The organism is Streptococcus sp. BS35b (assembly GCF_000286475.1).
GTDB lineage: Bacteria > Bacillota > Bacilli > Lactobacillales > Streptococcaceae > Streptococcus > Streptococcus oralis_W.
Genome location: NZ_ALKH01000001.1, coordinates 246,151 through 266,022 on the forward strand (window position 1 = coordinate 246,151; position 19,872 = coordinate 266,022).

A 19,872-nucleotide genomic window follows, 5' to 3' on the forward strand; every position below is an offset into this window, starting at 1 on the left:
AATTTTTAAAACAAAAAATCCCTGCAACTGAGTTGCAAGGACCTTTCAATTAATCAAAGTCAACGTATTCTTTTTGAAGTTCAAGAACTTCTTCCATTGTTGAGCATTCTGTAAGGGCACGGTTTGCGTACTCTTCCATCTTAGCTGTGTCGAGTTTCTTCATCAAGCTACGTGTACGAAGGACAGATGTTGCTGACATAGAGAACTCATCCAAGCCCATTCCGACAAGAAGTGGAACAGCTTTTTGGTCACCAGCCATCTCACCACACATACCTGCCCATTTACCTTCAGCGTGAGCTGCTTTGATAACGTTGTTAATCAAACGTAGGATTGATGGGTTATATGGTTGGTAAAGGTATGAAACTTGCTCATTCATACGGTCTGCTGCCATTGTGTATTGGATCAAGTCGTTTGTACCAATTGAGAAGAAGTCAACTTCTTTAGCAAATTGGTCTGCAAGCATAGCCGCTGCAGGAATCTCGATCATGATACCAACTTGGATATTATCCGCAACTGCAACACCTTCAGCAAGAAGGTTTGCTTTTTCTTCGTCAAAGACTGCTTTCGCTGCACGGAATTCTTTCAAGAGCGCAACCATTGGGAACATGATACGCAATTGACCGTGTACAGACGCACGAAGAAGGGCACGGATTTGAGTGCGGAACATAGCATCTCCAGTTTCAGAAATAGAGATACGAAGGGCACGGAATCCAAGGAATGGGTTCATTTCGTGAGGCATATCGAAGTAAGGAAGTTCCTTATCTCCACCGATATCCATTGTACGAACGACAACAGGTTTACCGTTCATTCCTTCAAGTACGGCTTTGTAAGCTTCATACTGCTCGTCTTCTGTTGGGAAGTCTTGAGAATCCATGTACAAGAACTCTGTACGGTAAAGACCGACAGCTTCGGCACCGTTGGCATTGACACCTTCAACGTCTTTTGGAGTACCGATATTAGCAGCCAATTCAAAGTGTTTACCATCAGCAGTCACTGTTTGAGCATCTTTCAAAAGTGCCCATTCAGCTTTTTGCTTCGCATAAGCTTCACCAGCAGCCTTGAATTCTGCCGCTTGCTCATCAGTTGGGTTGATAATCACTTCACCAGTGATACCGTTAACAGCAAGGATATCACCATCTTTAACAATTTCAGTGATGTTGTTTGTACCCAATACTGCCGCGATTTCAAGTGTACGCGCCATGATAGCTGAGTGGCTTGTACGTCCACCGATGTTGGTTACAAAAGCTTTTACAAAGTTTTTGTCCAATTGAGCTGTATCTGAAGGAGTCAAGTCATGCGCAATCACGATCACTTCTTCATTGATAGAAGCTGGGTTTGGCAATTTCTTACCAAGGAGATTTGCCAATACACGCTTCGTCACGTCGCGGATATCCGCTGCACGTTCTTGCATGTATGGGTTGTCTTCCATGCCTTCAAAGATAGTGATAAACATGTCTGTCACTTCTTTCAGACCTGCTTCTGCATTCACTTTCTTCGCACGGATTGTTTCCTTGATTTGGCTGATCATCTCTGGGTCAGCAAGAACCATTAAGTGAGCGTCAAAAACTTGAGCTGCTTCTTCACCGAGCGTACCTACTGCTTTCTCACGAATAACAGAAAGCTCGTCTTGTGATGCTTTTAGAGCGGCATCAAGGCGAGCTTCTTCTGCGTTTGTATCTTCGACTGTAACAGTCTCAAATGACAAATCCGGTTGAACGAGTAGATATGCTTTTGCAACTGCAACACCGTCAGATGCTGCGATTCCTTTAAGCATTTCTGTCATTTTCCTTATGCCAATCCTTCTTTTTCCATAGTTTCAGTGATTGCAGCGATTGCATCGTCAGCATCTGCACCTTCAGCTGAAATTGTAACATCAGCACCTTGGCCAACACCAAGACTCATAACACCCATGATTGATTTAAGGTTTACTGATTTACCTTTGTACTCAAGAGTGATATCTGAAGCAAATTTGCTAGCTGTTTGAACCAACAATGTTGCTGGACGTGCATGAATACCTGTTTCTGCCACTACGTGGAAATCTTTAGAAGCCATAGTTTGACTCTCCTTTAATTGTTTCTTATTTGGATTATATGTGATAACCCTTACAAGACTGTATTATATCACCTTCTAGATAATTTTTCAAGTATTTTATGGACTTTCTTCGTTTTCCTTTCTGATAACTTGCTGAAAATCTTCTATTTATATTGCCAATATACAGTATGTAGTTTTTTTATTTTGAGAAAGTTTGACAATTCAACGGAAGTCAAAATTTATGTTTCAAAAAACACTATATCTTGTGTTTTGATTTCAAAACTGTAACTTTTTAGCACAAGATTTAGTTTAAAAAGTTTGACAAAGTTTTTTTTTCTGATATACTAAGAAAGTAATCTATTTTGAAAGAGGAGTTACGAAAATGGTAACCGTTTATTCTAAAAATAACTGCGTCCAATGTAAGATGACCAAACGTTTCTTGGACAGCAACAATGTCGCTTATCGTGAGATCAATCTCGACGAGCAACCAGAGTACATAGATCAAGTTAAAGAGCTTGGTTTCAGCGCTGCTCCTGTTATCCAAACACCAACTGAAGTCTTTTCAGGTTTCCAACCAGGAAAACTGAAACAATTAGCATAATCTTAGTACATCATCCAGAAGAGATTGCTTCTAGGGCTAACTTAGAGGCCTTTCTTTTGTAATTAGATAAAGGAAATTTTATGGGATTAAAACATCTTGAGGACGTGACTTACTTCCGTCTCAATAACGAAATCAACCGTCCTGTCAATGGACAAATCATGCTTCATAAAGATAAAGAAGCCTTGGATGCCTTCTTTAAAGAAAATGTAATTCCAAACACTATGGTTTTTGATTCAATTACTGATAAAATCAACTACCTTATTGAACATAACTATATTGAAACTGCATTTCTCAAGAAGTACCGTCCAGAGTTTTTGGAAGAATTGCATCAATTTATCAAAGACCAAAACTTCCAATTCAAATCATTCATGGCAGCCTATAAGTTTTACAACCAGTACGCCTTGAAGACTAACGACGGTGAATATTACCTTGAAAGTATGGAAGACCGTGTCTTCTTTAATGCACTTTACTTTGCTGACGGGGATGAAGCGATCGCGACTGATATTGCCAATGAAATCATCCACCAACGCTACCAACCAGCTACTCCTTCCTTTTTGAACGCAGGCCGTGCTCGTCGTGGGGAGTTGGTCTCTTGTTTCTTGATTCAAGTAACTGATGACATGAACTCTATCGGACGTTCTATCAACTCTGCTCTTCAACTTTCACGTATCGGTGGTGGTGTGGGAATTTCCCTCAGCAACCTTCGTGAAGCTGGAGCTCCTATCAAAGGTTATGAAGGTGCTGCTTCTGGTGTCGTACCAGTTATGAAGCTTTTTGAAGACAGCTTCTCTTACTCAAACCAACTCGGGCAACGTCAAGGTGCCGGGGTTGTCTACCTCAACGTCTTTCACCCAGATATCATCGCTTTCCTTTCAACTAAGAAAGAAAATGCCGATGAAAAGGTTCGTGTTAAGACCCTCTCACTTGGAGTTGTGGTACCAGATAAATTCTACGAATTAGCTCGTAAAAATGAAGAAATGTATCTCTTTAGCCCTTACTCTGTAGAGCTTGAGTACGGTGTACCATTCAACTACATCGACATCACTGAAAAATACGATGAATTAGTCGCAAATCCAAATATCCGCAAGACAAAAATCAAGGCGCGTGATTTGGAAACTGAAATCTCTAAATTGCAACAAGAATCTGGTTACCCTTATGTAGTCAACATTGATACAGCCAACCGTGCGAACCCAGTAGATGGTAAGATTATCATGAGTAACTTGTGTTCTGAGATTCTTCAAGTTCAAGAACCAAGCTTAATCAACGATGCTCAAGAATTCCTTCAAATGGGAACGGACGTTTCATGTAACCTTGGATCAACCAACGTGGTCAACATGATGACTTCACCTGACTTTGGTCGTTCTATCCGTGCGATGGTTCGTGCTTTAACTTTCGTTACAGATAGTTCACACATCGTAGCTGTTCCTACTATCGACCACGGAAACAGTTTAGCTCACACCTTTGGTCTTGGTGCCATGGGGCTTCATAGCTACCTTGCCCAACAACTGATTGAGTACGGATCACCTGAGTCAATTGAATTTACAAGCATCTACTTTATGCTTATGAACTACTGGACCTTGGTTGAGTCAAACAATATCGCGCGCGAACGTGGCATCACCTTCCACAACTTTGAAAAATCAGACTATGCTAACGGAAGCTACTTTGACAAGTATGTAACTGGCGAATTTGTTCCAAAATCAGACCGTGTTAAAGAACTCTTCAAAGACGTCTTTATTCCGAGTTCTGCTGATTGGGCTGAACTTCGCGAAAAGGTTCAAGCAGATGGACTTTACCACCAAAACCGTCTAGCTGTTGCTCCAAATGGTTCTATCAGCTACATCAACGACGTTTCTGCTTCTATCCACCCGATTACACAACGTATCGAAGAACGTCAAGAGAAGAAAATCGGTAAAATATACTATCCCGCTGCAGGCTTGTCAACAGATACTATCCCTTACTACACTTCTGCTTATGACATGGATATGCGCAAGGTGATTGATGTTTATGCTGCTGCGACTGAGCACGTGGACCAAGGACTTTCACTCACTCTCTTCATGCGTAGCGACATTCCAAAAGGTCTTTACGAATGGAAGAAAGAAAACAAACAAACGACACGTGACCTATCTATCCTCCGTAACTATGCCTTTAACAAGGGTATCAAGTCTATCTACTACGTCCGTACCTTTACAGACGACGGTGGAGAAGTCGGTGCTAACCAATGTGAAAGCTGTGTGATTTAATTTTTATCTGAGGCAACCACATTTTCTCAGACTACTGATTAAGTTACTCACCAGAAAAAACTTGATAAGTATCTTAAATACTATGAAAAACTAAAAAGTCGGGCTTCCGACTTTTTGTGCGATACTCTTCTCAGACTATGATAAAATAGAGATGATTCGACAATCGCATTATTACATACAGAAAGAGATTTCAAATGGAAACTTACTACAAAGCCATTAACTGGAATGCCATCGAAGATGTCATCGACAAATCAACTTGGGAAAAGCTGACAGAGCAATTCTGGCTCGATACGCGTATCCCCTTGTCAAATGACCTAGACGACTGGAGAAAACTATCAAACAAAGAAAAAGACTTGGTTGGAAAAGTCTTTGGTGGTTTGACCCTTTTGGATACCATGCAATCTGAAACAGGGGTTCAAGCGCTTCGCGCAGACATCCGTACGCCACATGAGGAAGCTGTTTTCAACAACATCCAGTTTATGGAATCTGTCCATGCAAAATCTTATTCTTCTATCTTCTCTACCTTGAATACCAAGGCTGAGATTGAAGAAATTTTTGAATGGACCAACACTAACCCCTACCTACAAAGAAAAGCGGAAATTATCAATGAGATCTACCTCAATGGTAGCCCTCTAGAAAAGAAAGTTGCCAGCGTTTTCCTTGAAACCTTCCTCTTCTACTCTGGTTTCTTTACACCGCTTTACTATCTTGGTAACAACAAACTGGCTAATGTTGCGGAAATCATCAAACTGATCATTCGTGATGAGTCTGTTCACGGAACCTACATTGGTTACAAATTCCAACTTGGTTTCAATGAATTACCTGAAGAAGAGCAAGAAAAGCTCAAAGAATGGATGTACGACCTGCTCTACACTCTCTACGAGAACGAAGAGGGCTATACAGAAAGCCTCTATGACGGTGTTGGCTGGACTGAGGAAGTTAAAACCTTCCTTCGTTACAATGCCAATAAGGCGCTTATGAACCTAGGACAAGATCCGCTCTTCCCAGATTCAGCTGATGATGTCAATCCTATCGTCATGAACGGAATCTCAACAGGAACTTCTAACCACGACTTCTTCTCTCAAGTCGGAAATGGATACCTCCTTGGTGAAGTTGAAGCCATGCAAGACGAGGATTACAACTACGGTTTGGACTAATTTGACCAATCATTCAAAATATCATGGTTTGTTTAAAATAACCATGATATTTTTGTTTTTGTTTTCTTTTGTTTTTTTCTATTTGATTGATTGAGCGTTTTATGGTAAGATAATAATAGTAGAAATCGAGGTGATAAGGATGCTAAAGCAAGAAAAACTAGATAGTATTCTAGAAGCAGTAAACACAAAAGGCACTATTACTGTAAAAGAGATTATGGAGAGTCTTGATGTGTCAGATATGACAGCTCGCCGCTACTTACAAGAATTAGCAGACAAAGATTTGCTGGTTCGTGTGCACGGTGGCGCTGAAAAACTTCGTACAGGTTCTCTCTTAAACAACGAACGCTCAAATGTTGAAAAACAAGGCTTGCAGATTGCTGAAAAACAAGAAATTAGCCGTTTTGCTGGTCATTTGATTGACGAAGGTGAAACCATTTTTATCGGGCCAGGAACAACCTTAGAATGTTTTGCTCGTGAGCTCCCAATTGATAATATTCGTGTTGTAACAAACAGTCTTCCAGTCTTTCTCATCCTAAACGAACGAAAACTAACAGATTTGATCTTGATTGGTGGAAATTATCGCTCTATCACTGGTGCTTTTGTAGGAACACTTACCTTACAGGATTTGACCAATCTTCAGTTTTCTAAAGCTTTTGTAAGTTGTAATGGTATTAAAGATAAGGCAATTGCTACTTTCAGTGAAGAAGAGGGCGAGGTACAACGAATCGCCTTGAACAATGCCAATAAAAAATACTTACTGGCAGACCACAGTAAGTTTAATAAGTTTGATTTTTACACCTTCTACAATATCTCAGAGATTGATACAATCGTTTCAGATTCCAAACTGAGTCAGGAGACATTTGAAGACCTGTCGAAACAAACAACCATTCTTTTATCAAAACCATAAAAATTCCCCTGCCTTTTGGCGGGGAATTTTTGTTGAATTTTAATCAATAAGTTGTGTCTCAGCTAGTTTCTTGTACCAGTGAGCCGATTTCTTTGGATAACGCTCCTGCGTCTCAAAATCAACATAGAAGAGGCCGTAACGCTTTTCGTAACCATTTGACCAAGAAAAGACATCCATCAGAGACCAGATAAAGTAGCCTTTGACATTGGCTCCATCTGCAATCGCATCAGACAAAACTTCCAAGTGTTGCTTCACGTAATCAATACGACCATCATCGTAAACAGTGTTATCAACAAACTCATCTTTATAGCCGAGGCCATTTTCAGTAATGTAAATCTTCTTGTAGTTAGGATAATCTTTCTTCACGCGCATGATTTGGTCATACAAACCTTGAGGGTAGATAATCCAATCCCAGTCCGTACGTGGCACATAATCTGGAGCTACACGACGACCAACACCTTTGATTTGGTACTTAGAGCTTCCTTTTTCACCTTTACCGTTATGAATGATTTCCGTCTCTCCGTCAAAGGCTTGCATCCAATCACTCATGTAGTAGTTAATGCCGAGGAAGTCATTCAAGTCTTTTGCTGCTTCTAATGCATCGAAGTCTTCTTCACGCAAATCTAAGCTTCCACCATTGACTGCTAAGATATGGTTGACACCTTCCATGGTTTCTTCAGAATATCGTCCTAGATAAGTCGCATCCAAAATAAATTTATTATGAATGATATCTTCTAACTCGGCTGCACGAACATCTGCTTGATTTTCAGGATCTAGAGGATATTTAGTAGGTAGGGCATGAACCACACCAATTTCACCTTTATATCCTTTATCTTTATATAGCTTGACTGCACGCGCATGCGACACCATCATATTGTGATGAGATTGGAAGACTTTGGCAAGATCGTACTGAATACCTGGAGGGAACTTCCCAACCAAGTATTGACCATCACCGATTGGTCCAATTTCATTGAATGTTGTCCAATAGTTAACTTCTGGGAATTCTTCAAAACAAAAAGCCGCGTAGTCTACAAAGTGTTCAATGTTTTCACGGTTTAAGAAGTCTCCATTTGAATGTAGAGCTTCTGGCGTATCAAAGTGATGAAGAGTTACAAAGGGCTCAACATGACGTTTGTGGCACTCTGCAAATAGATTATGATAGAACTCAACCCCTTTGTCATTAACCTTCCCATAACCAGTTGGAAAGATACGTGACCAAGCGATTGAAATACGGATACCATTAACACCATACTCTTCTGCTAGTTTAAGATCAACTGGATATTTGTGGTAGAAATCACTGGCTGGTTCAGCAGTGTACCAGTAGTTATCTTCAAGATATTTATCCCACGCTACTGGTCCTTTACCATCAGTATGTGTAGCACCTTCTGCTTGGTAGGCTGCTGTTGCGCCACCGAAAATAAAGTCTTTTGGAAGTGTTTTTGTCATTTGATTCACCTTTCAAGAAATAGAAATGAGATGGGGGTATAATTGGGAGGAGTTCCTCCATCTCACTTCTTCGCTATTTACATTTTAATCTTCGAACTGCGCTTGAACAAAGGCAAGAGCGCCTTTTCCATCGCGAGTCAATTTAATGTATTGGCCACCTTCTGTCTTAGCAAGTTTGATACCAAGTTTGTCGGTTTCAGCCTTCATGTCTTCAAAGTTTGAAGCAACTTGAGGAGCAAGGATAACCAGATCAAACTCAGGCAACATTTCACGGTGAGCGCCATAGCCACCAGCTGCTGCTTTAACAGGAACTTTGTATTCTTCCGCTGCTTTATTTAAAGCATTTGCGAGGAGACCACTTGTTCCTCCGCCTGCACAGAGAACGAGAACATTTGTTTCCTCAGTGATTGTGTTTTGCGCTGCTTCTACACCTGCTTTTTCAAGAATCGCATCTGCTTTGGCAGTATTGAAGTTTGCTGCTACTTTTTCTTTCAATTCATCATTGGCTTTACCTGAACGCTCTTCTTCAAGAATTTGTTCATCATAAACCTTGAGGAATGGATAGTAGATGGCTACGTCAACAAGGATTAACAAAGCAGCAAGTACAAATGACAAGAATTGGAAGTTTGTACCTAGAACAATACCGAGCGGACCTGGTGTTGTCCAAGGAAGGTTGGCAGTAAATGAGTTCATGCCAAGCGTTTCAATAAAGAATTTAAAGATCCATACGTTGGCAATTGGCGCAAAGATGAAAGGAATAAAGAAGATTGGGTTCAAGACAAGCGGTGCACCAAACAGAATTGGTTCGTTAACTCCGAAGAAGGTTGGTACAACAGACGCGCGTCCGATTGCACGGTTCCGTTTCGATTTGGTCAACCACATGAACATGAATGGAACAACCAGTGTCGCACCAGTACCACCCATGGTAACGATAAACATTTGTGTACCAGAAGTAAGAATCTTGTCAGCGTGCATACCTTGTTGGAGAAGGTTCAAGTTGACTTCGGCATTTGCATAGGTAATAGCTGCGATTGCTGGTTCAACGATAGATGGACCATGGATACCAACAAACCAGAAGAAGGCAAAGGCACCAAAGATAATCGTAATACCTAGATAACCATCAGCAGCAGAGAATAATGGTGCAAAGAATTTACCGATTGATTCAGCTACGCTTGCACCAACAAAATGACGAGCTAGTAAATCAAGAGCATAAAGAGAAACCACTGATAGAGTGAATGGAATCACATCTTTAAAGACTTGTGAGATATTTGGTGGAACTTCGTCAGGCATACGAATAGTGACGTTGTTCTTAACACAAACCTTATAGATAGCTACAGTAACAAAGGCAGCAAGGAAGGCTGAAAGCAACCCTTTTGTCCCAAGGAAACCTGTCGCAAATCCACCTTCAATCGGATCAGCTGCCAAGATCAACAAACCAACAATCGCTGCCAACAATGTTGACATATAGTTGATTTGATTGGTTTTCTCCATGCTACGGTTTACTGAGTCGGTCAATGACTTAGCTGTTGTACCAGCTACCAAGAGAGCTAGAATCCCCATTGAATAGCTATAAGGTTTCATGAGGAGATTAACAACATCATCAGACCATTTAAAGCCCCATGAGTTTGGTACAAAAGCAATCAAGATAAAGATACTTGAGAAGAGAATAACAGGCATACCTGCAATGAAACCATCACGAATAGCACGAAGATAGATATTACGAGACAGTTTTTCAAAGAAAGGCTTCCCTTTCTCGATAAATGAAATTAGTTTGTTCATTACTTAACTCCTCTCTTGTAGAGTTCGATTAAATGATGCATCAAATCTTTGAGCAAGATAGTTGTCATCAAGTGATCCTGACCATGCATCATGGTCACACTATAAGCCAAATCCTCACCAGCGGCTTCCTTGGTCAATAGACTTGTTTGCGCGTGGTGAGCCTCTGCAATGCAAGAACCAGCTTCCTCGACTAAGCTATCTGCTTTCGCAAAATCGCCAGCTTCAGCAGCTTTCAAGGCTTCCAATAGTTTTGAACGAGCATCGCCAGCATAGGCTACGATTTCAAAACCTAACAATGTTACTTCTTCTCTATTCATGATAGAATTCTCCTTATGTATTTTTAATTAAATTTTTATGACAATAAACGTTGGATATGTAGAACTAGATAAACTCGTTCACTTTTATACAAATCAAGACCCGTATGTTGCGTAATCACATCATAGATCTTGGAACCAATCTCGAACGCTTTTGGATAGGATTGTTTAATATGATCTTCCATATCCAGAAGTGATTGGTTATCATCTCTAGATCTGTCTAAATAATCCAAGAAATAATTCAAATGAATCATAAAACGATCATAGAAATGATTATTCTCTTTGGTTCGTTGAATTGCATAATCCTTTAGCACTTCTTCAACATTCCTGAGAATTTCTTTCCTCTTATCAATCGACTCCACAAGTTCCACTTCATTTTCACCTTCGGCATTAATGAAATGATAAGCAATCCGAATAATTTCATCCTCAGGGAAATGATCTGTCAACTTCTGACGATAGATTTCAAAGGCTTCCTTTGCGATTTGAAAAGCGACAGGATACTTAGTGGAAATATCTGGCAGATTACTATCCTTGTACCTTCCTTGTGCTAGAGCTTGGTAAGAACAGTAAATATGATCTGTCAAGGTTACGTAGAGATACTCTTGAATCGAATAATGATATTTCTTTGATAGCTTATCAATGATTTCATAAGTCACTGTGATAAAATCAAGCGGAACATCTTTGAGGAGAGCCATAAAGTTTTCTCTTGACTCTTCGGTCTTCATCCGAAAGATTTTCTCAACCTGATGTTCTGCAATCAAATCCCCCTTCTTCTTTCCAAATGTAATCCCCTTACCAATCACAATCACTTCTTCTCCTTTGTCATTTCTGACAAGCGAGACATTGTGATTATTCGATACATGGCAACCTCCTTTTATATCTTAAAGGTATATTAGTACAAAAAATGACCACAAATGAACTAGAAAATCAGCCGATTTCTAATTCACCTGTGATCATGCCTAATATTACTTAGTAACACTCACCTTGTATTAACTTGTGATTTAAGTATAGCACAAGTAAGTTATTTTGTAAACCTTTACATACAACTTTTTTTAAAATTTTTTTAGATTCATGTTCCTAACCTAGGAGAACTTGCTTACACGCGTTCAGTCCATGAAGTCGCTGTTGTTTGAAGAACCTTGTTGAGTTCGTCAATGTTCTCAAAACCTGTTGTACGTAGCCATTCACGAGCTGCTGCTTCACCGTCTTTGATGTAGGCTTCAACTGATCCTGCCCATGTAGCACGGCCGCAAAGAACTCCGTTGAAGTTTGCGCCTGATTCGTGGGCAAATACAAGAGTATCTTGGAAGAGTTTGGCTGATACACCTGCACTCAAGTAGATATATGGCAAGTTAGTTGCTTCATCTTGTGCTTTAAAGAAGGCTGCTGCTTCTTCACGAGTATGCACGATTTCACCATCGCCAAAACCTTCAACGTATTTGACATTGACTGGAACTTCCACTTTCAAGACATCAATGTTAAAGCGTGGGTCTGAGAAGACCTTCATAGCACCGATAACCTTGTGTGGTTTTACTTTTGCGTATTCAGCAGAGCCAGCGTCAGCGATTTTTTCATCGTAAGCAAGGATTTCAAGGAAGAATGGAATATCTTCCGCCACACACTCAGAACCGATGCGTTCAATGTAGGCTTGTTTTTGTTGGTTGAGTTCGTCAGAACTGTCTACATCGTAGTAAAGCAAGAATTTGACTGCATCTGCACCTTGTTCTTTAATGCGTTTTGCAGACCAAACATCCAAGCAGTCAGGCAAGCGTTTGGTGCTAGTTGTGTCGTAACCAGTTTTTTCATAAGCAAGGAGAAGACCAGCATTTGGAGCAAGCGCTTTTGTAGCTGGAAGTCCATACTCAGGGTCGAGAAGCATAGAGGATGCGTATTTTGTCAATTCATCTGCTACCAAGACTTTGAGTTCTTCCATTTGAGCGACTGTTGGCTCTTCTGTTTGGTATTGAGCCATGAGGCGTTTCAAAGCACCACGTTGGTCAAAGGCAAGAGCTGAGATGATTCCATTTTCATCTGAAAGTTTTTCTAAGCGTGCACGTTTTTGTTCTGTTAAAGCCATTTTATACCTCTTTTACTATTAATTGATCATATAAAGCTTGATAGTTAGCCATATTGACATGACCTGTCATCTTTTCTTGGGCATTGAGCATACCAAGGACATTGGCCTTGATGAGGAGTTCTGCATCCGATTCCTTATGAAGAAGTCCTGATGAAATACCTGCAACAGTAGAATCTCCAGATCCGACAGGATTGACTACCTGAATTCTTGGAATATCTACCTTGTAGAAAGTATCACCGTGTTTTGCAAAAGCACCATATGCTCCAAGTGAAACAATTATCCACTCAATCCCTGCAAATAGAGGCTCTTGTAGAACTTCTTTTAATTCATCCAAATCCTCAGAAACATCTTTCCCAAGAAGCTGAGACAATTCTTCGTTATTGGGTTTGATTACTGTTGGTTTATGTGGTGATTCAAGAACCGCCTGAAGGGCAGCACCTGAGCAATCCAGAACAACTGGTTTTCCTGCGCGATTAGCAAGCTCTACTAAGCTCGCATAGTAGTCAACTGGAAGGCCAGCTGGCAGACTACCAGAGATGGCTACTACTTCCACAGTGTCAAGAAGATTTTCGAAATGAACCAAGAAGTCTTGCCCTTCTTGTTCCAGAACTTCAGGCCCTTTTTCAAGGATTTCTGTTTGGTTGTCACCATGGAGAATAGCGATACAGTTACGAGTCTCTCCTTGAATGGAGAAGAAACGTTTCGTTACTTCATCATCGATATGCTCTACTAAAAACTCACCAAGTTTACCACCGACCAAACCAGTAGCAGCAACAGAATCACCAAATTCTGAAAGAACTCGTGTAACATTGAGACCTTTACCACCAGCTGTCTTGGTCACGTCCACCACACGGTTGACAGTGTCAATTTTTAATTCATCCAAAGGATAAGAAATATCAATGGATGGATTCATTGTGACTGTTAAAATCATGCGTCACCTCTTAGTCGTGGTATTCACCGCGATCCCATTTTTCAAGGAATTCTGTAAAGAAGTTTGCATCTGCTTGATGAGCATTGTGAGTTTCAACGTGCTCGATTTTCGCAATCAATTTTTTATTTTCTTCTGATGGTTTGTATTCAGCATTGATGAAAGCTTCAATGATATCGCACATAAGCAATTCACCAGTGATTTTACCACCAAAACCGATAACGTTAGCGTTCAATTGTTCTTTTGCATAAAGAGCTGTTGTCATATCACGAACCAAGGCAGAACGAACTCCTGGAACTTTATTTACAGCGTTGTTGATACCAACACCAGTACCACAGATACATACCCCAAGATCAGCTTGACCACTTGTAACGGCTTCACCAACTTTTTTACCAAAGATTGGGTAGTGAGTACGTGTGTGGTCATAGGTACCAAAGTCGATGACTTCATATCCTTTTGATTTCAAAAATTCTGAAACCGCCATTTTTTCATCTGTTACGATGTGGTCACATCCAATTGCAATTCTCATTTTTATTTTACCTTTCTTACTGTAATCTAGTTAGCACATTTTGTTCAACATATCAACACGAATTTGGTGACGACCACCGTCGTATTTGCCGTTAACAAAACCTTTAGCAATATTTTTAGCCAATTCATCACCAACAAGTTGTGCACCCATAGTGATCATACGTGAGTTGTTGTGACCACGAGTCATATAAGCTGAACGTTCATCTGAAACTTCTGCAGCAACCATTCCTTTGATTTTAGTTGCGACCATGAATGGACCAGCCCCATAAGCATCAATCACGATACCAAGATTTTGTTCTTCTTTGTTTACTTCTGCAGCAACAGCAAGAGTCACATCAACAAAGTCTTGACCTTCAGCTGTAACATCCACAACGTGGAAGTTTTCTTTTTCCAAGAAGTCTTTCACAACCTCTTTCAATCTCAAACCTGCAGCATCTGCACCGATAACAATAGACATATTGTTTACTCCTTTTTACTTTTCTAGGCCAGTAAAGACTTTTATAACCTATAAAAGACTTTCTAGCAGTTTAGTGACAAATTTGATTGAATGAGATGAATAACACCTTATCCAAGTCCAGGAAATCAAGTTCCTAGAAACAAACTTTCTCCTCGAAAGAGAATATAACAAGTGATTTTTTGTTTGTTATAAACATCATTTGTTGTTTACAAACATAATATACTCCTATTTTTAGAAAAAGTCAACACTAAATGTTTGTTTTTGTGTTTTATTTTTTAATCTAAAAGATTTCAATATCAAAGCCAATCTGATCGAATTGGCCTGGTTCCAAGAGCCGAACATTCTTCTTATCTTCTAGATGATCTCCTTCTTCAAGTGAAGTTGATAAGCCTAACCAGGGTTCAAAAGCGATGAAAGGTCCCTTATTCAAAGTTGACCAAATGATGAGATTTGAGAACTCTTGGAAGTGTACTTTTAATCCCTTCTCATTCTTACGAGAACGAAGGGCAATTGTTCTGGATTGCAACTCATCCAAGGTCACTGCATCAACACGAAACAGATCGTAACTGAGATCCACTTCCTTTTGTGAATCCAACCATGGAATTCTATCTTGAAAGTCTAACATGCCAGTTTCTGGGAAAGGACGGGGAACAGAGCAAGTCTCTTCTTTCTCAAACTCTAAATAGTAATCTTCATAAGTTTCGCCATCTAGCAGAGGACAATTAAATCCTGGATGTCCTCCTATAAAGAATGGCATTACTTTATTGGTTTCTTTATTGAAAATCTTGTATTGAGTACGAACTGTCTTGCCAGTAATCTTATAAGTGATTTCAAGGCGGAAATGATAAGGATAGTTTTGATAAGTATTCTCATCATCTTCGATAGCAAAGGTTACACTGTTTTCTGTTTGATCAACCAAGTCAAATTCTTTTTTGCGAACCAAACCATGTCGAGGAATAGTTCCTTTCGTCTCCGTTCCATCTGCATAACTGTAGAAGGCTGTATCTTCTCTTAAAGAGCCGCAGATTGGAAAAAGTACTGGCGCTTGTCCACTCCAGTAAGCGGCATCTCCTTGCCACAAATACTCAATGCCTTCTCGGTCCTTGATTGACGACAAGGCTCCACCTAAGGTTTTAAACTGGACCGTTAACTGGTCTGATTTGATTTCAATTACCATAATATTCTCCAACAATTTTTAGATTTTTATATGAAAAACTAGGTTGCCACTCCCAATGTAGGAAATTAACAACCTAGTTTTCACAATTTACATTTTATAGGAGCGAATTATTTAGCATTTGCTGCGTATTCTTCGTTACGTTTAATCATTTGTTTTCTATACCAAGCAAAGATACCCACATAGAATACTAGGAAGGCTACTGCACCAAGGATTGCTTTAATATCACCTGTTGTAGCATTACCGATTGCCCAACCAAATAGTTTTTCGATTGGTCCTTCAAGAGTTGAGTGAGTGATCAATTGTGTTTGGCTCACACCTTCTGGGAAGGCACCTACACCTTTAGCAAGTTCAGTTGCAAATGGAGCGATGAGAGTACCAGAAAGAAGGAAGAGTGGCAACAAGAGTGTTCCGAAGATGATCATACGGAGCAATTTACCACGAGTAACAACCAAGAGAGCTGGAGTTACACCCATGGCGATGATACCAGCAAGTGGCAAGATACCATTTCCGACGTTTGAAAGAAGCACTGCTTCAATCAACATGATTGGTGCAAGTACGTTGGCACATGCCCAGATTTCAGCACGACCAGCGATGAAAGGCCAGTCAAGACCGATGTTGAATTTACGTCCTTGAAGACGTTTAGTAGCAACGTTTGTAATACCTTGTGAAAGTGGTTCTACGGCTGCGATAAACCAAGATCCTATAAGTGAGAAGAGCTCCAAGCAGACACCGGCAGTCAAACCAAGGCTCAACCAACCTTTAATAACTAGTTCCCATGAAGATGCATCTTCTACTCCAGCAACTGGATGCGGAGTTCCCATCAAACCGATAACGATACCAAGGATGAAACCGATGAAGAATTTAGATCCCCAGAAACCGATTTTTTTGTTCAATTTTGCAGCGTCAAAGTCATATTTATCAAGACCAGGCAATACTTTATCAAAAATTTTATCCAAAACCATGATAACTGGGTTCATCATGTAGTTCATGTGAGTTGAAGTCATTGGAGATGAACTTGGTGCATTAAGAAGGTCGTCGAATGTTGGTTTCATCAAGTCAGAGTTGATGATTTTCAAAATACCTACAAGGACAACTGCTGCAGTTGCGATGAAAAGGGAAACACCTTGGCTAACTCCATTGTTGTCTGCGTACCATTTAATCAAAAGACCAGTGATTGACAAGTGCCAGATATCGAAGATATCAACGTCAAGTGTGTCTGTTTTCTTCATTGCAAGCATCACAACGTTGACAATCAACATCACAAGCAAGAAGTAAAGTGTCCAGGCAGATCCCCAAGTGATGGTAGCAAGTGGTGCCCAACCAACGTCAGTGATGTTCAATTGAATACCAGTGTTTTCAACGAATTTCGCAAGTGATGCTGAGAAAGCTCCGTTGAGCATACCGATAATAGCACCGATACCAGTAAGAGCGATGGCAAGTTTAATACCACCTTCAAGCGCTTTGGAGAATTTCACTCCAAAAAGTAGGGCCAATACTGTCAAAATGATCAGCATGATGATAGGGCCACCCATAGCCAAGATAGGTTTGAAGATATCGTTGGCCAGATTGATAATGACATCCATAATAGTTCCTCCCGTTTTTCTAAGTTATATGAATGTTAACAAGATAAAGAATGAATTAGCTTAGTCCATGTTCTTTGATAGCTGCTTCAATATTGTCAAATACTGGAGCGCTCATCGCTGGAATACGGAACAAGATTGGCCCAGCTTCAATTACTGGAATTCCTGGTTCAAAACCAAGGTCAGTTGCAGCGATTGGAGTAAAGATATCGTAGCCCTTGATAAGGTCTTCGTTTACATCTTTCACCATGACTGCATCACAGTGAACATCATAACCACGGTTTGAAAGTTCTTCTTCTAGAGCACTTTTAATTTGGTGACTTGAGTTAACACCTGCACCGCAGGCAGCAAGAATTTTAATCATTTGGATTTCCTCCGATTTTATATTTTAATATACAAGATTAAGCTGTTGCTTCAGCAATATAAGAATAAAGTTTTTCTGGTTCAGAAATTTTTGATAAATCTTCTAGATGATCCTTCCCTGTAAAGAAATCCATCAACTGAGCCAGAATATTCGTTTGACTTGAACTTGAGTTATTAATGATAAAGAAGAGCAGTGAAACTTCAACCTCTCTATCAGGAGCAATCATATTGTGAAAAGTTACTGGTTTTTCTAATCGAACAACCACTACTTTCTCAGCTAGATTATGAACAATATCTGTATGAGGAATAGCCACATTTGGTAGATCTTTCCCCAAAAATTCCATATCTAAACCAGTTGGAAATGACTTCTCACGCGCGATCAAGGCTTCACGATAAGTTGGAGTGACAATTTTTCGTTCTTCCAACAAACTTGCAACCTGATTAAAAAGTTGTTCTTGATTATCCGCTTCTAAGCAAAACACCAGGTTTTTGTCAAAGAAATGATCTAATCCCATAACCTTTTCCCTTCTTTCAATTATCTTTTACGGTATAAGTATAACACTATATGAAATCGTTGTCAATATTTTTTGTTTTATTTTGTTCATTTTTTTGTAATTTTTGTTTTGTTTAAAGAATACAATCAATATCAAACATTTCTGTCTTAAAATCTACAAAAAAAAGAAGAGCCAAGCCTTCTTCTCTTTCCTTACTCAATAGTAGATAAAATCTCTTCTAACTTATGGTAATCTTTTACACTATCAATTTCATAGATACTATTGCCTTCTAATTCTTCGACATAGACATCTAATTCTTTGATATTATCCTTAACCATATTGTCCCAGTAGAGATCAACAAATTCACCACTCTCGTAAGCTTTGTCAATAAAGCCAACAATCTTCTCAGCAGTTGGAGCATCCCAGAATGAAACCCCACTCAAAATGCGACCAGCTTTGCTGTCAACAATAATGTCTTGGACCTTGTAGTCATCACCGTAAACCAAGAACCACTCGTTCGTACAGTCTTCACGATAAACGCTAAAATAGGTAGAACGTTTAAGATCGTTTCGAAACATATTTTTGAAAAGATAGTTATCTGCATCTATGACGTAGCTGTTAGCCAAATCTTCTTTTACTAGATAAAGTGAGTAAAAGTTATTGTAATCAGCATACTTGTCGTTAAAGACTAAACGGACACCATATTTTTCTTTTAGGTAGTCAAATTGTTCTTTGAGGTAACCGATAACGATGATAATCTCATCAATTCCTCTCTCTTTCAAAAACTCGATTTGGTATTCTACCAAGGGCTTTTGATTAACCTTAACCAAAGCTTTTGGGGTATTTTCAGTCATAGGGCGCAGACGAGTTCCTAATCCCGCTGCTAAAATAATCGCTTTCACATGAATCTCCTTTATTCTTTAATAATAATATAAACACCAGCCATAACAATAAGTGAAGTGATAATTGTCAGCATATCTAGCGGTGCACCTAAGAAAACAGCTGCAAATAAGACAGTCCAAACTACATAGCTCACATTCAAACCTGTTGCTTTCGCAGGTTGCAAACGATTAATAGCGATATAATAAGCTAAGTAGGAAATCATATTAAAGGCCGCAAAAACAATCAAGAGTCCTAGTAATTGTCCGTCTGCCACTTCTGCAAATGAATGGTGAGAAAAGAGTACAATCACAAGATAGGACAAGAATGAAGTTACTTGTCGGATTAACAAGGCTTCAATCTCACTTAAGTCACTTTCCATAGCATAGGAGCTGAGAACACTTTCACTCCCCCAGGCAATGGCACAGACAAGGGCACAAAGAATCCCAATGTAAAACGAGTTAACTTGTTCAACCTTGTAGGTTTGAGCAATAATAGCTGCAATAATCAAGAAAACACCAAATACTGTATTCTTTGAAACCTTGTGTTTCAAAATGAAGAAGGCGAGTAAAACTGAAACCGCTGGGTAAATAGCAGACACGGATGAAGCTAGAGAACTACCGATATACTTAACCGCGTAAAGATTAGCTTGCATTCCTATAGGTCCAGCTAGCAAAGCTCCAATAATAACACTGACATTTCGAATATTTAAGAAAATAGAAAGTCGAACTTTTCCTTCTTTTACTAAAAGAAAAGCTAACAAGATAAAGATACTCAAGAAATCATGAGCAGCAGCCACCACAAAAGGCGAAAGATTTGTAAAAATTGAAAAGATATAAGCACTAATCGTTAGACCTAATCCCCAGAAAATACCAGAGAGCAGACCAAAAGAAACACCATTTTTATTCTTCATC

At 39.6% G+C, this 19,872-nt stretch carries 20 protein-coding genes; 4 read left to right on the forward strand and 16 right to left on the reverse strand.

The annotated features are described in order from the left end of the window. Positions 1–49: 49 nt before the first annotated feature. Both ptsP and HMPREF1149_RS03405 read right to left on the reverse strand, forming a co-directional pair. On the reverse strand, positions 50–1,783 hold the full coding sequence (gene ptsP, locus HMPREF1149_RS03400; protein ID WP_007519770.1) for a phosphoenolpyruvate--protein phosphotransferase: 1,734 nt from the start codon (positions 1,781–1,783) through the stop codon (positions 50–52). 5 nt (positions 1,784–1,788) lie between these two features. Beyond that, positions 1,789–2,052 carry a phosphocarrier protein HPr gene (locus tag HMPREF1149_RS03405; RefSeq protein ID WP_000146948.1) on the reverse strand — a complete coding sequence of 88 codons (264 nt, stop codon included), beginning with the start codon at positions 2,050–2,052 and terminating at the stop codon, positions 1,789–1,791. 361 nt (positions 2,053–2,413) lie between these two features. Between HMPREF1149_RS03405 and nrdH the strand changes: the two genes are divergently transcribed. From nrdH to HMPREF1149_RS03425, 4 genes are all read left to right on the forward strand, one after another. Beyond that, positions 2,414–2,632, forward strand: coding sequence for a glutaredoxin-like protein NrdH (gene nrdH, locus HMPREF1149_RS03410; RefSeq protein WP_000259240.1), 219 nt, complete (start codon positions 2,414–2,416; stop codon positions 2,630–2,632). A gap of 80 nt (positions 2,633–2,712) precedes the next feature. Next, entirely contained in the window at positions 2,713–4,872 is a 2,160-nt protein-coding gene (gene nrdE / locus HMPREF1149_RS03415; RefSeq protein ID WP_000523235.1) for a class 1b ribonucleoside-diphosphate reductase subunit alpha, read from the forward strand. A 194-nt stretch (positions 4,873–5,066) separates the two neighbouring features. Beyond that, a complete protein-coding gene (nrdF, locus tag HMPREF1149_RS03420) occupies positions 5,067–6,029 on the forward strand; it encodes a class 1b ribonucleoside-diphosphate reductase subunit beta (RefSeq protein ID WP_000451372.1) in 963 nt (320 codons plus the stop codon). Positions 6,030–6,168: 139 nt separating this feature from the next. Continuing rightward, the gene (locus tag HMPREF1149_RS03425; RefSeq protein WP_000917585.1) at positions 6,169–6,936 is read left to right on the forward strand and encodes a DeoR/GlpR family DNA-binding transcription regulator; all 768 of its coding nucleotides are present in this window, start codon (positions 6,169–6,171) and stop codon (positions 6,934–6,936) included. Positions 6,937–6,975: 39 nt separating this feature from the next. Here HMPREF1149_RS03425 and lacG read toward each other — a convergent pair whose 3' ends face one another. The 14 genes from lacG to HMPREF1149_RS03495 all read right to left on the reverse strand — a co-directional run bounded on the left by lacG (position 6,976) and on the right by HMPREF1149_RS03495 (position 19,871). Further along, positions 6,976–8,382, reverse strand: coding sequence for a 6-phospho-beta-galactosidase (lacG, locus tag HMPREF1149_RS03430; RefSeq protein ID WP_000169241.1), 1,407 nt, complete (start codon positions 8,380–8,382; stop codon positions 6,976–6,978). Positions 8,383–8,466: 84 nt separating this feature from the next. After that, entirely contained in the window at positions 8,467–10,161 is a 1,695-nt protein-coding gene (locus HMPREF1149_RS03435; protein WP_001037487.1) for a lactose-specific PTS transporter subunit EIIC, read from the reverse strand. Next, complete coding sequence (locus HMPREF1149_RS03440; RefSeq protein ID WP_001078323.1) at positions 10,161–10,478, reverse strand: PTS lactose/cellobiose transporter subunit IIA; 318 nt, start codon at positions 10,476–10,478, stop codon at positions 10,161–10,163. Before HMPREF1149_RS03440 ends, HMPREF1149_RS03435 begins: the two co-directional genes overlap by 1 nt. A 35-nt stretch (positions 10,479–10,513) precedes the next feature. Beyond that, positions 10,514–11,353: a BglG family transcription antiterminator gene (locus tag HMPREF1149_RS03445; protein ID WP_029710821.1), complete on the reverse strand. Its 840-nt coding sequence runs from the start codon at positions 11,351–11,353 to the stop codon at positions 10,514–10,516. A gap of 218 nt (positions 11,354–11,571) precedes the next feature. Further along, positions 11,572–12,552: a tagatose-bisphosphate aldolase gene (gene lacD, locus HMPREF1149_RS03450; RefSeq protein WP_001229122.1), complete on the reverse strand. Its 981-nt coding sequence runs from the start codon at positions 12,550–12,552 to the stop codon at positions 11,572–11,574. A 1-nt stretch (position 12,553) separates the two neighbouring features. Next, positions 12,554–13,483: a tagatose-6-phosphate kinase gene (locus tag HMPREF1149_RS03455; RefSeq protein ID WP_000604250.1), complete on the reverse strand. Its 930-nt coding sequence runs from the start codon at positions 13,481–13,483 to the stop codon at positions 12,554–12,556. Positions 13,484–13,493: 10 nt separating this feature from the next. Then, positions 13,494–14,009 carry a galactose-6-phosphate isomerase subunit LacB gene (gene lacB / locus HMPREF1149_RS03460; RefSeq protein WP_001216921.1) on the reverse strand — a complete coding sequence of 172 codons (516 nt, stop codon included), beginning with the start codon at positions 14,007–14,009 and terminating at the stop codon, positions 13,494–13,496. 30 nt (positions 14,010–14,039) lie between these two features. Further along, positions 14,040–14,465 (reverse strand): galactose-6-phosphate isomerase subunit LacA, encoded by a 426-nt coding sequence (lacA, locus tag HMPREF1149_RS03465; protein ID WP_000029277.1) that lies wholly within the window; start codon positions 14,463–14,465, stop codon positions 14,040–14,042. Between the two features lie 280 nt (positions 14,466–14,745). Next, a complete protein-coding gene (locus HMPREF1149_RS11235) occupies positions 14,746–15,642 on the reverse strand; it encodes an aldose 1-epimerase family protein (RefSeq protein WP_000234151.1) in 897 nt (298 codons plus the stop codon). Between the two features lie 107 nt (positions 15,643–15,749). Continuing rightward, a complete protein-coding gene (locus HMPREF1149_RS03475; protein ID WP_000382523.1) occupies positions 15,750–17,225 on the reverse strand; it encodes a PTS galactitol transporter subunit IIC in 1,476 nt (491 codons plus the stop codon). Positions 17,226–17,280: 55 nt separating this feature from the next. Next, the gene (locus HMPREF1149_RS03480) at positions 17,281–17,586 is read right to left on the reverse strand and encodes a PTS sugar transporter subunit IIB (RefSeq protein WP_000590551.1); all 306 of its coding nucleotides are present in this window, start codon (positions 17,584–17,586) and stop codon (positions 17,281–17,283) included. Between the two features lie 37 nt (positions 17,587–17,623). After that, on the reverse strand, positions 17,624–18,100 hold the full coding sequence (locus tag HMPREF1149_RS03485; RefSeq protein WP_000521982.1) for a PTS sugar transporter subunit IIA: 477 nt from the start codon (positions 18,098–18,100) through the stop codon (positions 17,624–17,626). Positions 18,101–18,291: 191 nt separating this feature from the next. Further along, positions 18,292–18,981 carry a sugar phosphate nucleotidyltransferase gene (locus HMPREF1149_RS03490; protein WP_000643947.1) on the reverse strand — a complete coding sequence of 230 codons (690 nt, stop codon included), beginning with the start codon at positions 18,979–18,981 and terminating at the stop codon, positions 18,292–18,294. A gap of 11 nt (positions 18,982–18,992) precedes the next feature. Further along, on the reverse strand, positions 18,993–19,871 hold the full coding sequence (locus tag HMPREF1149_RS03495) for a DMT family transporter (RefSeq protein ID WP_000791840.1): 879 nt from the start codon (positions 19,869–19,871) through the stop codon (positions 18,993–18,995). Position 19,872: the final 1 nt, after the last annotated feature.